General features: G+C 61.7%; 11 protein-coding genes and 1 pseudogene. 8 read left to right on the top strand and 4 right to left on the bottom strand.

Features of this window, described 5'->3' with window-relative positions:
• Positions 1–77: 77 nt before the first annotated feature.
• Together SB822_RS53365 and SB822_RS53360 are read right to left on the bottom strand one after the other, a co-directional pair.
• Positions 78–413 (bottom strand): annotated as a pseudogene (locus SB822_RS53365) (Hsp20/alpha crystallin family protein); the annotation flags it as partial.
• Between the two features lie 289 nt (positions 414–702).
• A complete protein-coding gene (locus SB822_RS53360; RefSeq protein ID WP_410858609.1) occupies positions 703–858 on the bottom strand; it encodes a hypothetical protein in 156 nt (51 codons plus the stop codon).
• A 294-nt stretch (positions 859–1,152) separates the two neighbouring features.
• Here SB822_RS53360 and SB822_RS53355 point away from each other — a divergent pair, with 294 nt between their 5' ends.
• From SB822_RS53355 to SB822_RS53345, 3 genes are all read left to right on the top strand, one after another.
• Positions 1,153–4,149 carry a Tn3 family transposase gene (locus SB822_RS53355; protein WP_410858608.1) on the top strand — a complete coding sequence of 999 codons (2,997 nt, stop codon included), beginning with the start codon at positions 1,153–1,155 and terminating at the stop codon, positions 4,147–4,149.
• A gap of 3 nt (positions 4,150–4,152) precedes the next feature.
• On the top strand, positions 4,153–4,524 hold the full coding sequence (tnpC, locus tag SB822_RS53350; RefSeq protein WP_410858607.1) for a Tn3 family transposase post-transcriptional regulator TnpC: 372 nt from the start codon (positions 4,153–4,155) through the stop codon (positions 4,522–4,524).
• An 83-nt stretch (positions 4,525–4,607) separates the two neighbouring features.
• Positions 4,608–5,045 (top strand): hypothetical protein, encoded by a 438-nt coding sequence (locus SB822_RS53345; protein ID WP_410858606.1) that lies wholly within the window; start codon positions 4,608–4,610, stop codon positions 5,043–5,045.
• A 44-nt stretch (positions 5,046–5,089) separates the two neighbouring features.
• Here SB822_RS53345 and SB822_RS53340 read toward each other — a convergent pair whose 3' ends face one another.
• On the bottom strand, positions 5,090–6,394 hold the full coding sequence (locus SB822_RS53340) for a site-specific integrase (protein WP_410858605.1): 1,305 nt from the start codon (positions 6,392–6,394) through the stop codon (positions 5,090–5,092).
• A 111-nt stretch (positions 6,395–6,505) separates the two neighbouring features.
• Here SB822_RS53340 and SB822_RS53335 point away from each other — a divergent pair, with 111 nt between their 5' ends.
• The 5 genes from SB822_RS53335 to SB822_RS53315 all read left to right on the top strand — a co-directional run bounded on the left by SB822_RS53335 (position 6,506) and on the right by SB822_RS53315 (position 12,421).
• Entirely contained in the window at positions 6,506–8,944 is a 2,439-nt protein-coding gene (locus SB822_RS53335; RefSeq protein ID WP_410858604.1) for a TOTE conflict system archaeo-eukaryotic primase domain-containing protein, read from the top strand.
• 185 nt (positions 8,945–9,129) lie between these two features.
• Positions 9,130–10,122 carry a DNA-binding protein gene (locus SB822_RS53330; RefSeq protein ID WP_410858603.1) on the top strand — a complete coding sequence of 331 codons (993 nt, stop codon included), beginning with the start codon at positions 9,130–9,132 and terminating at the stop codon, positions 10,120–10,122.
• Positions 10,123–10,294: 172 nt separating this feature from the next.
• Positions 10,295–11,500, top strand: a complete 1,206-nt coding sequence (locus SB822_RS53325; RefSeq protein ID WP_410858602.1) for a hypothetical protein — start codon at positions 10,295–10,297, stop codon at positions 11,498–11,500.
• Between the two features lie 286 nt (positions 11,501–11,786).
• Complete coding sequence (locus SB822_RS53320) at positions 11,787–12,080, top strand: DUF6516 family protein (protein WP_086915006.1); 294 nt, start codon at positions 11,787–11,789, stop codon at positions 12,078–12,080.
• On the top strand, positions 12,077–12,421 hold the full coding sequence (locus tag SB822_RS53315; RefSeq protein ID WP_242684041.1) for a hypothetical protein: 345 nt from the start codon (positions 12,077–12,079) through the stop codon (positions 12,419–12,421). Before SB822_RS53320 ends, SB822_RS53315 begins: the two co-directional genes overlap by 4 nt.
• A gap of 79 nt (positions 12,422–12,500) precedes the next feature.
• Here SB822_RS53315 and SB822_RS53310 read toward each other — a convergent pair.
• A partial coding sequence (locus SB822_RS53310; RefSeq protein ID WP_410858601.1) for a DDE-type integrase/transposase/recombinase occupies positions 12,501–12,743 on the bottom strand: 243 nt, incomplete at its 5' end.

The following is a 12,743-nucleotide window of genomic DNA, read 5'->3' as shown; positions in this document are numbered from 1 at the left end:
TTACCCATTGCTCAATCCTCCGTTGCTGAAGTTTTACACACTCTCAGTAACGGATACGTTTTTCGCGGGCAAGGTCACTGTTTTTTCTTACCCCGCAATCCGAGCGCGCCGTCCTCCACGGTGACGTTCAAATCCTCCCGCTCCATCCCTGGCAGCTCGGCGGTTACACGCAGCACCAGCCCCTCATCTACCACGTCGATGCGCGGCCGGAAGCGCGATGTACTGAAGTCGCCAAACCATCGTTCGAGCACCCCGCGCCCAGCAAACGGATCGTGCAAGAACTCTTCAACTGCACGCCATGGCGTGCGCCACTGGTCGCTAGCCAACGGGCCTTCAGCGCTGTCCGTGTCGGACTGGCGACCCGCACCACGCAGGAACTTGAATGGATTCCACTTTTTCAGGTCGCTGTTCATCATATCCTCCGCTACAGTCTGGCAGGAAAACCGGACATGCTCACTTTCGCTGAAGCCGCGACTTCGCCCCCTGCCTGCTCTCAGCACGCGCGTCCACGTGCCACATCGCGAGGTGTCGGACAGACGGCGTCGCCGACATTGTCCGTCGCTGTCACGCAAGACTGGCCGGCCAGTCTCCGGCAGGCAGCGCAGGGATTCACGTTTTCCCACATCAGAAGTTCTTCGCCATGCGCTTCCCCTACGTCGGTTGTGCATTCATCCCTTGCGCGATGCGGGAACGACTCGCGCCTCACCAGACCGGAAACACGTCGTCAGGTTGCGGCGCAAACTGGATACCGGAGCCGGGACAGATGACGCGGCCCCGGACGGCGACCCGCTGGTTCAGATACGGCAGCAGCAGCGTAGGCGCCGGCGTGCCCCGTTCGCCGAGCAGGATGTTGGTCACTACCCTGTCGTCGCAGCGCGACGTCGGCGTTCGATCCAACAATGATGGTCGTATAGTCCCCCTGCGCAAGTGTGCCGTTGCCGCGCTGGATCGTCCCCGTGAGCCAGATATCGCGCTCCATTGGAAGCGTTAGCAGCGGTTGGCTGGCCGCCACTAGGGGGTTGAACAACGCGTAAATTTCTATCATAAGCCTTCCGGTTATGAAAACCCGCCACAACATTTCGATCTGACGCAGTAACGTCTGGTTTTTCTTGCGCTAATCTAAGCGGCCCTCTGCGATCTGGGCGACTCGCAATGGCCACCATCGAACGCACCGCATACCCGCGCTTTCCCAAGGTCCTGGCTACCCGAGATCTGCAAGCCTGCTACACGCCCCTGCCCGATGAACTGGAATGGGGGCGCCGACTGACCCGGGGCGAGCGACCTCGTCTCGGCCTGCTGGTGCTGTTGAAAATCTTCCAGCAGATGCATCATTTCCCGGCGCTCGACGGTGTTCCTGTTGCCATCGTCGAACAGGTACGGGCGGCGGCGAACATTGGTCCTGCTGTGCCCTTCGGCTACGATACGCAGGCGTCGCCGACGCTGTTCCGGCATTACGCAGCGGTGCGCGACTATCTCGGCGTCAAGCCCTACTACGGGACGGACGCAGGCACGATTGCGACGCGCGCCGCGCATACCGCGGCGCTGTCGATGGACCAGCCAATCGACATCATCAATGCCACGATCGACGAGCTGATTGCGCAGAAAGTCGAGCTGCCCGCATTCTCGACGCTGGACCGGATCACCGAGCAGATCCATGCGAAGACGCAGACGCGGCTTTTCAAGCGGGTCGCGCGGCGCCTGACCGACGAACAGAAGCGCGATCTCGACCGTCTTCTTGCCCGCGACCTGTCGAGCCGTCAGACCGCCTATAACCGAATCAAGCGACACGCAAAGCGTCCATCCCGCCAGCATCTGGACCTGCTGATCGACCAGATTGCCTGGCTCGACGAAATCGGCGACTTCACAATCGCGCTCGCCGGTGTCCCAGCATCCAAACTGCGCTCACTGGCAATGCAGGCGATGGCGCTCGATGCATCCGCCCTCAAGAAAGACACCCTTCCCGAGAAACGCTATACGCTGATCGTGGCGCTGCTCAACCGTATGCGCGTACGTACCCGCGATGATCTTGCCGACATGTTCGTGCGGCGCATGGGTGCCATTCACAAGCGCGCGAGCGACGAACTGGAGGTCGTCCAGCGCAGTCAGCGTGACCAGGTCGAAGACCTGGTGGTCCTGCTCGACGGCGTCGTCGACATTCTTGCCGACGAGTCCGATGAGATGTCGATCGCGCAGTCCATTCGAAAGTGGCTCGCACCGAAGGGCGACCTCGAGCCTTTGCGCGAAAGCTGCGCGGCAATCCGTGCGTTCAGCGGCCGCAATTACCTGCCGCTGCTCTGGAAGCATTTCCGGGCGCACCGCTCGGTGCTCATGCGTCTCGCCCGCACCCTCGATTGGGATTCCACAAGCCAGGTGCGCACGCTGCTCGATGCGCTCGATGTGGTGCTCGAAAACGAAACGTTGCACCGCGAATGGATCGATGCCGATGTGGACCTGAGTTTTGCGGCGTCGCGCTGGCGCAAGCTCGTGCGCCGCTCCCACGGTGAAGGGGCGCCGACCAACCGGCGCTATCTTGAACTATGCGTGTTCTCATACATGACGGAGGAGCTGCGCGTCGGTGACCTGTGCGTGTCCGGGTCTGATGCCTGCGCCGACTACCGCGATCACCTGCTGCCGTGGCGGCAGTGTGAGCAGCAGCTGCCCGATTACTGCGCGAAGGTCGGCCTGCCGGAAACCGGTAGCGAGTTCGTTGCCCAGTTGCGTCAGTGGTTGTCCGACGTGGCGCGCAAGCTCGACGACGAATTTCCGCACAAGCGCGAACACGTCACGATCGACCAGAAAGGCGAGCCGATCCTGCGCAAGACCACTGCGAAAGAGATCCCAGCCAGCGCGATCGCCCTGCAGGAGCGGATCAATGCGCGCCTGCCGACACGCAACGTGCTCGATATCCTCGCGAACATCGAGCACTGGACGCATTTCACGAGGCACTTTGGGCCGCTGTCCGGGAGCGATCCGCAGATTCGGAAGGCGGCCGAGCGATACCTGCTGACAATCTTCGCGATGGGCTGCAACCTGGGCCCAACGCAGACGGCTCGCCACCTCGATACCGATGTGACGGCGCACATGCTGTCGTTCGTCAATCGCCGGCATATGAGCCTGGACAAGCTTGAGGCTGCGCAGCGCGAGCTGATTGAACTCTATCTGCGACTTGATCTGCCAAAGCACTGGGGCGACGGCAAGACGGTCGCGGCCGACGGCACGCAGTACGACTTCTACGACAACAATCTGCTGGCCGGCTATCACTTTCGTTACCGGAAAATGGGCGCGGTCGCGTACCGGCACGTTGCCGACAACTATATCGCCGTATTCCGGCATTTCATTCCGCCGGGCGTGTGGGAGGCCATCTACGTGATCGAGGGGCTGCTCAAGGCGGGCCTGTCGGTCAAGGCCGATACCGTGCACACCGATACGCAGGGCCAGTCGGCTGCCGTGTTCGCCTTCACCCATTTGCTCGGTATCAGGCTGATGCCACGAATCCGCAACTGGAAGGACCTTGTGCTGTATCGGCCAGACAGTGAGGCGAAGTACAGACATGTTGACAGGCTCTTTACGGCGACCATCGACTGGGTGCTGATCGAACGGCACTGGCAGGAACTGATGCAGGTGGCGCTGTCGATCCAGGCGGGGACAATTTCCTCGCCCCTGCTGCTGCGGCGGCTCGGTTCGGAAAGCCGCAAGAACCGGCTCTATCTTGCCGCGCGCGAACTCGGTAACGTCGTGCGCACAGTCTTTCTGCTCGAATGGATCAGCAGCCGCGAGTTGCGCCAGGACGTAACGGCAAATACCAACAAGATCGAGTCGTACAACGGCTTTGCGAAATGGCTGTCATTCGGCGGCGACGTGATTGCCGAGAATGAGCCGGAAGAGCAGCAGAAACGGCTACGCTACAATGACCTGATCGCCTCGTCAGTGATCCTGCAGAACACGGTGGACATGATGCGGGCGCTGCGCGACATGGTGGCTGATGGCGAGAAGGTCCGTGCCGAGGACATTGAGTTCCTGAGCCCGTATCCGACCCACAACATCCGGCGCTTCGGGCGCTACCGGCTGCATCTGGACCGTCCGCCCGAAAGCTGGATCGACGATGCCCTGTTTGGCCGGGCAGTCCGGCCTGGCGACGAAAAGGGGTAATAGATGAGTGCAAGAGCCGCGGTAGCCACCACGCCGTATGGTGACGTCGATGCAGCCGCACTGGAAGCGCTACAGTCGCGCTATGACACGACGCGGATGCTCGATGCCGTGCATACGCTGGATGAGCTACGCGCGAGCCTCTATGATCCTGAAGGCCTGCGGGACGATCTTCTGCGCCTGCACAGCATGGCGCATGCGCTCGTCAACGGTGCGAGCCCGACGGTCGGGACGCAGGGCGATCCGTTTGTGGATCAGGTATCGGATGTTCTCGACCAGATCGATCATTACGTGGCAGAGCTGCTCGCGATTCGTGAGGTCCTGCAACCGCTGGAATTGCTTCGCTCCGACGACATGGGTGACTTCGGTGAACATTGAGCCGATCTGGAACGGCTCAATGTTCATCCGCTGGAAGCTCAGGCTGAGGTTGCGGTTCGTCAGCTGACGCAACAGGCATGATAATGGGTTATTCCGTTCGCACGTTCCTGATTGCTGGTGACGATACCGTTTGGCGGTTGGCAAGCAACAGGCTCTGGCAAATGCTGCACGATCCGGCAAGTCAATGCTTGCCCGCGTTCGCCGGACAACGGATACGAACGGCCGACGTGATCGTCGAACTGAAGGCGAGGGAGCCTGTGCAGGTTGTGCGACGCACATTCTTTATTCTCACATTTGATCCCGAAGGGCACATCGATCTGGGCAAGTTTGGAAAACAGCAATCTGCGCTTGCGGAACTGTTTATGGCTCCCGTTTCCGCATTCAATAGCGACCACAACCAGACAATCGTCGAGGCGGCTTCCCGATTCATTGCCCAAGGTGGTCAATGGGTTCCGTCGTCCGCTCTGGCTCGCATCATTGACGAGCTGGCGTTGGGTCAACGTCGGTGCGGGCGCGCATAAGGGCACGCAGCTGGGCGCATGACGAATCGATTACCGGGCGGACCTCAACTCCAGTACGTGTCCGTCACTGGATCGTGCAGCGACGCCTCGATCCAGCAGTTGCAAAGGTCTGCCGTCGAGTGCATTTCGGCGAGAAGATCGGCAATTGCGCGCTCCAGTTCCGGGCCGTGTGCGTGCGGCATCACGATCTCATACTCGCTCCGGCGCGAGTCGAGGCGCAGCATTCCGTACCCGGTCAGGCAAAAATCCTCGATCCACCGACGTGCCTTCGACATGCCACGCACGAACTTGCTGTTGCGTTCGATGACCAGGTGCAGGTTCAGGCGGGTTTCGGCCGTCGGCGAAGTTGACGCAGACACGACCGTCAGTTGCAGACTCGAGGGAGTTACGATCACCGGTTCCGGCGGTGCAGATGCTGGCGTTGCCGCGAGCGCGGATTCGATCCGGTGCTGCGCGAACGGATCGGCGGCATTGATGTAGCGCATCGCGGAACGGACGTCCTTCCAGCCGACGTACTGCATCAGCATTTTCAGATCCCAGCCGTTCGAGTTGGCCCAGGTCGCGAAGCCTCGCCGCAGCGAGTGGCTGCTGTAGCTGTCCGGCGCGGGCAGTTCCGCTTCCCGGAACAGGGTGCGCAACAGCGGCACGAAGCTGGCGGCATGCAGGCCTTCGTCGCTAATGTTCCCCCAGCGGTCAATGCTCCGGAACACGAACCCTTCAGTCAGGCCAGAGGCCGCAAGCCACGCCTCATAGGCTGTCACCGGGCACAGCCGTGAGAGCGCCGGGGCCTTGAAGGTCGTGCCCAGGTGCCCACGATCGACCTTCGTTCGCGGCAGGAACAGCGTCATGCCGCGGCCCGCTTCAACGGTCACGTGCTCGATCCGCAGTCGGCTGAGTTCGTCGGAACGAAAGCCGCGCCAGAAGCCCAGTAACACCAGCGCCCGGTTCCGGACGTATGCGAGGCGGCTGCGCTCGTCGGAGGCTTGGGCGATCTGCCCATCGAGCCAGACCGTGAGCGTTTCGAGCTGCGTGAGCTGCATCGGCTTCGCGCGCTTCTCGGTCGCCGGATGCAGTGCAGCGATCCCTTTGAGAACCTTGCGGACGTGCGGCGCTTTGGTCGGATCCGGGAAGCCCTGCGTCTGGTGCCATTGAGCCAGCGCCGCAAGGCGCGCGCGTAGCGTGTTGAGCGACAGCGACTCCGCATGGTCAGCGAGGTACTGCGCAATGGCGTCGGCGCTCGCCGGCAGGAAGCCGCCCCATTCGAGCTCGAAATGCCGGATCGCCGACTGGTAGCTGCGCCGGGTGTTTTCGCGCGTCGCGGCTTCGACATAGCGATCAATGGCAGTCATGGCTCGTGGGTACAATCAGGTGATCAATATCGGAGACGATGATATGCAACAACGAACATGTGCGCCACCCGGCTTGCTCGCTGGGAGATGCGGTTTCGACCGGTGAAAACGATGAACGAAGGCAAGCTTTCACGCGCGGACTGGGAAAATTTCACCCGGGAAGAACTGCTCGCGGAACTCGCGCGTCTGGAGGCCGAAAACGCACGGCTGGTCGCATTGTTGCCGCCACGTCTTCCCATACAGGGCGAGCCTGTGCGGATGGTCCAGCACACGCCATCGCCAGCAGTGCGAATCACTGACGCCCCCACACTCTCGACGAAGCAGAAGGTGCAACTCTTTCGTCGACTTTTTCGCGGCCGCACGGATGTTTATCCGCTGCGCTGGGAAAGCCGCAATTCCGGGAAGTCGGGCTACGCACCGGCCTGCGCAAATGAATGGCGAACGGGCATCTGTGAGAAGCCCCGCATCCGGTGCGCGGACTGCGGGCATCGTATTCTGCTGCCGCTGGACGACCAGGTCATCTACGCACATCTGGCGGGCGATCACACGGTGGGCCTCTATCCACTGATGCCAGACAGTACCTGTTACCTGCTTGCGGTCGATTTCGATGAGGAGGGCTGGCGTGAAGACGCCATGGCTTTCCGGCAATCCTGCCGCGAACTGGACGTGCCGGTGTCACTCGAGATTTCGCGATCGGGCAACGGAGCGCATGCATGGATCTTCTTCTCGTCGGCCGTCGCTGCGCGTGACGCACGGCGCATGGGGTCCGCCATCATCAGTCACACCTGTGTCCGGACCCGGCAACTCGAACTGTCGTCCTACGACCGGCTCTTCCCGAACCAGGACGTGCTGCCCAAAGGCGGCTTCGGTAACCTGATTGCCTTGCCGCTGCAGAAGCAGCCGCGCGAGCACGGCTGCAGCGTGTTTGTCGACGATGGTTTCCAGCCGTACGCTGACCAGTGGACGTATCTCGCGTCCGCACAGGTCATGGACAGCCGCGACATCGAGGGCGTGGTCTTCCGCGCTACAGGCAGTGCTCACCCGCTCGACGTCGCGTTCATCGCGGAGGAAGACCAGGCCGAACCATGGAAGCCGCCCCCCGCGCTGCCGAAGCAGTTAGCCGGAACGATGCCAGCGGCGCTGACGCTGACACTCGCGAACCAGCTCTATTTCGAAAGGGCCCAGCTTCCGCAAGCATTGCTTAACCGTCTCATCCGGCTCGCGGCCTTCCAGAATCCGGAGTTCTACCGGGCCCAGGCGCGCGGGTTCAGCGTATGGGACAAACCGCGTATCATCGGCCGCGCCGAGAACTGCCCGCGCCACATTGCGTTGCCGCGGGGCTGCCGCGATGAAGTCATGACACTGCTGCGCGACAACCACGTCGCCTGCGACGTTCGTGACGAGCGTTGCGCGGGTGAGCCCGTTACGGTTTCATTTGCCGGCACGTTGCGCGATGACCAGCAGGCGGCAGTGGCCGACCTGCTGCGACATGACACCGGCATCCTGCATGCGCCGACGGCATTCGGCAAGACCGTGACGGCGGCCGCGATGATTGCCCGGCGCGGCGTCAACACGCTCGTGCTCGTGCATCGTCGCGAGCTGCTTGACCAGTGGCGCGAGCGTCTGCAGTCGTTTCTCGCGCTCGACCCGCGCGACATTGGCACGATCGGGGGCGGCAAGTCGAAAGCGAGGGGCCGGATCGACATCGCGATGCTTCAGTCAGTGGCGCCGGATGGCAGCCGAGGCGAGCTGCTACGGCGTTACGGCCAGGTCATTGTCGACGAATGTCACCACGTCTCCGCGGACTCCTTCGAGGCGGTGCTCAAGGCCGTCAACGCGCGCTACGTGCTCGGCCTGACCGCGACCCCCGTCCGGCGCGACAGCCAGCAGCCGGTGATGTTCATGCTGTGCGGACCGATCCGGCACGCAGCGAAATCGCCCGCCAGCGCGCCGCATCTGCTTGAAGTTCTCCCGCAAAGGCTCACCGCCGAAGTCAATGTCACGTCTGACGCGCCGATCCAGGACGTGTTCGCTCATCTGGCGAATGACGCGCAACGCACCCGCATGATCGCCGAGGACATCCGTCAGCAGTATCGCGAGGGACGCAACGTGCTCGTGTTGACCGAGCGGACCGATCATCTGGACTATCTGCAGCAGGCGCTGGGCGACGATGTACAGCCGTTGTTCGTGCTGCACGGGCGCCTCGCGAGGAAGGCGCGCGCGGCGCAGCTCGCCGCACTCAACGCGCTAGCCGATGATATGCCCCGGATCGTGCTGGCGACCGGGAAGCTGGTTGGCGAGGGCTTTGACCATCCGGCCCTGGACACGCTGGTGCTGGCCATGCCGATCTCGTGGAAGGGCACGTTGCAGCAGTATGTCGGCCGGCTGCACCGCGAGCACGCGGCCAAGTCGAGCGTACGGGTACTCGATTACGTCGATGCCGCCCATCCGGCGCTGCTGCGCATGTGGGAGAAGCGCCAGCGCGGTTACCGGGCGATGGGCTACCAGTTGCGCACGCCCGGAGAGGAGCGCCAGCTGGAGCTCGCCTGAAATCGGGCAGCCGATCTGCTTTCCATACCGTTTCCCGTCGTCCAGGCCAGATTCCGGGCCATCACATTCGATAATCCTCCTTTATCACATATTAGGAATACCCATATCAGGCCACCCTTGACCATGCACAACAATACGTATATGCATGGTACGTAATACAGTACGATATTCGAGCGAGGAAGCAGATGGCCCGCACCGGTCTTACGCGCATGGACGTAAAGCGCGCCCGCGAGGCGTTGCTCGCGCAGGGGCAGCACACATCGATCGACGCGATACGTATCGCGCTCGGAAACACGGGCTCGAAAACCACGATCCACCGGTACCTGAAGGAACTGGAGGAAGATGAGGGCGCGTCACTCACACGCGCCGGCTCGCTCTCGGACGCGATCCAGGATCTGGTGGCCCGGCTCGCGGCCCGCCTGCATGAAGAAGCACAAGCCCTCGTCGACCAGCAGGCCGCCGCTGCGGCCGCGCAGCGCCAGCAGGCGCAGTCCGAAATCGCAAGGCTCGGCGCTGAGCTGGCCACGGTGCGGGAGCCGCTCTCTGGCGCGACTGCCGCCCTTTCCGCGGAGCAGGAGGTGCACGCCGGCACTCGCGTGGCGCTGCATCAGCGCGACCTGGACGTCGAGCGGCTCACCCAGCAGGTATGCGACCAGACCGAGCGCCTTGCCGAGCAGGAAGGCTTCCGCCTGTCGCTTGAGGCAAAGCTCGTGCATGCGCGCGATTCCCTTGAGCACTTCCGTACGGCCGCGCGCGAGCAGCGCGAACAGGAAGCGCACCGACATGAGCAGCAGGTCCAGCAGGTGCAGGCTGAGCTACGCCAGGCGAACCAGACAGCCATCGTCCGGCAGAACGAGATCACACAGCTGAACCGGGACAACGCGCGGCTCGTCGCAGAAGCGACGGCCACGACCAGGCTCGCACGCGATCAGCAGGCACATGGCGAGGCGCTGCAGTCCGCCCTCAATCGAGCGCTCACCGATCGAGCGCGCGCCGAGGCCGAGCGCGACGCAGCGCAGTCGGCAGCCGATGCGCGGGCAACTGAGCTGTTCCAGGTGCGCGAGGCTCGCGACTCGCTCCGCGCGGACCTCACGAAGCTGGCCGCGCAGCTCGAAGCACAGCAGCAGCTCGTGGTGGACTACCGGATGCGGCTGGGCGGCGCGGACGCGGCTGGCTGAAAGCGCCGTATCGCGTGCCGAAAGGACGTCACAATGGCAACGCGCACGCCTTCCGGCGCTGGTCATGAAGCATTCCGACTTTCGCGTCGGCCCGGAGTCTCATGGCTCTGCCGGGTTGCGCGCCAGCACATTCACCTCTTCTCTTCCATGCGCTTCGCTACGGGAATCTGGCATGAGCGAATACCAATACTACGAGTTTGCATGCGTCGACCAGCTGCTTACGGCGACCCAGCAGGCAGAGTTGCGCAGTTTCTCCACGCGGGCCACGATTACCGCCTCGAGCTTCGTCAACGAATATCACTGGGGAGACCTCAAGGGCGACCCGCTCGAGTGGGTACAGCAATATTTCGATGCCCACTTCTACTCCTCCAACTGGGGGAGCTGCCGCCTGCTTCTTCGCCTGCCGCGCGGGACGTTTGGCGCGGCGACCATCCGCGATTACGTCAAGGCTGGACGAAAGAGGCGCTCCCGTTTCGAGAAAGCGTTCGAGGCCATGGACGTCGATGACTGGTGCATCCTCGACTGGTCGTTCAACGATGACTCGGGCGAACACGTCCGCTTCTCGGAGGAGATGGATGGCGCGGGGTGGATGACGCGCCTGCTGCCAGTACGCGACGAGCTGCTCGGCGGCGATGCTCGCCCGCTTTATCTTGGGTGGCTTGCCCGCCTCGCGAATGATGAGCTACACGATGACGAAATCGAACCGCCGGTGCCTGCGGGATTACAGGCGTTGACGCCCGCACAGGTAGCACTGGCCGAGTTTCTGATGCTGGATGCAGATTGGCTCGCCGCCGCCGCAGAGGTCAGCCCGCCATTATTGGCCCCAGAATCCAGTGGGAGCGAAGACAGTCGCTTTGATCCCTGGTTACGTGAGTTGCCGGTTGAGGAAATGCGGGCGAAACTGCGCATGCTGCTACAGGGACGCAGCCGTGAAGCGGAGCGAACGCTTCGAAACGTTTTTCTCAAATGGGAGAAGGGTAGGAATGCAAAGCAATTGAATTTGCCCAGGCGCCGTCGAATATCCGAAATCGAATCAAGGGTCGCCTCTCATCGTGCCATCCGTGAAAAAAGGGAGCAGCAAGCACGCCAGGCGGCCGAGGCTCGTCGTCGTGAGGAACGCACACGGTACCTCACATCACTTCTCGAGCAGGAAGACACGGCGTGGTCAGGCATCGATGCACAACTGCGACGCACAACGGGCAGCGCCTACGATCAGGCATTCCAGAAGTTGCAGGATCTCGCCGAAGCGTATACACACGCCAGGCGGGATGCCGTATTCCGGCGTCGTCTGGCGCAATTGATGTCGAGTCACGGCAAGCGGGGAGCCTGGCTTACCAGGCTGCAAAAAGCGGGGTATTTGTGGCAACCCAAGTCTTAGCCTCCCTGGCCTGACCTGCTGCATTATTTCCGCAAATCTGGGATGAACTCTGAGCCCAGATGGCACGCCCGGCATATATGCCAATTTTCGGCGATTTGACCAGGTCATAATAACTTGGACGCCTATGATAGGAAATTGTGCTTACCTTGTTCGCCTCCCGTCTTCAGTCGACCTGCTATGCCGATCGCTTCATCGATATCGGAACCCCCGAAGAACAGCGTCGCAAACATATGGCGGTCTGTTATGGCGCTTGACGCCATAATGTCTGTATGGCATCCTGCGCCATATGAAGAAGAAAGCCATACTCCTGTTCGAGGACCGAACCGTCTACCCGGATGGGGCCATTCTCGAAATGCGCATCTGGCGATTACCGGAGAGCGACGGCGAACGACCGCACGGTCTCAAGTACAGCCTGTTTTATGGTCGTGCAGGTCAGAGAATCATCGGCTACGACAATGAACGGGGCAAAGGCGACCACCGGCACTACCGCGATCTGGAAGAGCCTTACGTGTTTTCGACGCCTGAGCAGATGGTGGCTGATTTCCTGGATGATGTAGAACGTGAGCGAGGTGAATCATGAGCAAACTTAATGTGCATGTTGGTGGTGCGCGGGATATGGGTCGTCGATTCGCGACGGCGTTCAACCGTGCCCAGGCAGGCGAGAATTTCGAAGAGCGGCACGTCACTTTTCTGTCGCTCGAGGAGATGCTGGCTGCGCTGTCGCCGAAGCGCCTCGAGATGCTTCGTCACCTGCATCGCGAACGCGCAGAAAGCGTGAAGGCGTTGGCAACTGCGCTGGATCGGGACTACAAGCGTGTCTACGAGGACGTGGTGATTCTGGAGAACGCTGGCCTTATCGTGCGCGTCGAAGGTCGCCTGACTGCGCCGTGGGACGCGTTGACCGCCGAGGTTTCTTTGTGACCGGATCGCGCACGGCCGTTGGTGGATTGTGTCGCGATAAGTTTGGCGGGGTAAGAGATTCGGTAATGGCAAGGAGTCCTTATGCCACCAGCGAATAGAACTGCGCAGCAGCGGTTCGGGTATCGCCGCTGCCCTTCATCTGACCTTTTCTAATCATATGCATCGTCTCAATGCCTGACAGGATAATGCGGGCACAGCGAAAATCCTTGAAGCCCATCATGGGCCTAGTTCGGCGTTTGATTGCTCGATGATCCTGCTCGACGACGTTATTCAGATACTTGACCTGCCTGACCTTGATGGGCGTTTCACGTTCCACGTTGAT

The organism is Paraburkholderia sp. SIMBA_054 (genome assembly GCF_046534875.1).
Lineage (GTDB): Bacteria > Pseudomonadota > Gammaproteobacteria > Burkholderiales > Burkholderiaceae > Paraburkholderia > Paraburkholderia hospita.
The sequence above is the reverse complement of the archived record's forward strand: the minus strand, read 5'-3'. Positions and strand labels throughout refer to the sequence as shown.

Bases quoted from the DNA above. Each gene is read 5' to 3' on its own strand.
- SB822_RS53355 (WP_410858608.1), top strand. From the start codon at position 1,153: ATGGCCACCATCGAACGCACCGCATACCCGCGCTTTCCCAAGGTCCTG.
- tnpC (WP_410858607.1), top strand. From the start codon at position 4,153: ATGAGTGCAAGAGCCGCGGTAGCCACCACGCCGTATGGTGACGTCGAT.
- SB822_RS53345 (WP_410858606.1), top strand. From the start codon at position 4,608: ATGGGTTATTCCGTTCGCACGTTCCTGATTGCTGGTGACGATACCGTT.
- SB822_RS53340 (WP_410858605.1), bottom strand. From the start codon at position 6,394: ATGACTGCCATTGATCGCTATGTCGAAGCCGCGACGCGCGAAAACACC.
- SB822_RS53335 (WP_410858604.1), top strand. From the start codon at position 6,506: ATGAACGAAGGCAAGCTTTCACGCGCGGACTGGGAAAATTTCACCCGG.
- SB822_RS53330 (WP_410858603.1), top strand. From the start codon at position 9,130: ATGGCCCGCACCGGTCTTACGCGCATGGACGTAAAGCGCGCCCGCGAG.
- SB822_RS53325 (WP_410858602.1), top strand. From the start codon at position 10,295: ATGAGCGAATACCAATACTACGAGTTTGCATGCGTCGACCAGCTGCTT.
- SB822_RS53320 (WP_086915006.1), top strand. From the start codon at position 11,787: ATGAAGAAGAAAGCCATACTCCTGTTCGAGGACCGAACCGTCTACCCG.
- SB822_RS53315 (WP_242684041.1), top strand. From the start codon at position 12,077: ATGAGCAAACTTAATGTGCATGTTGGTGGTGCGCGGGATATGGGTCGT.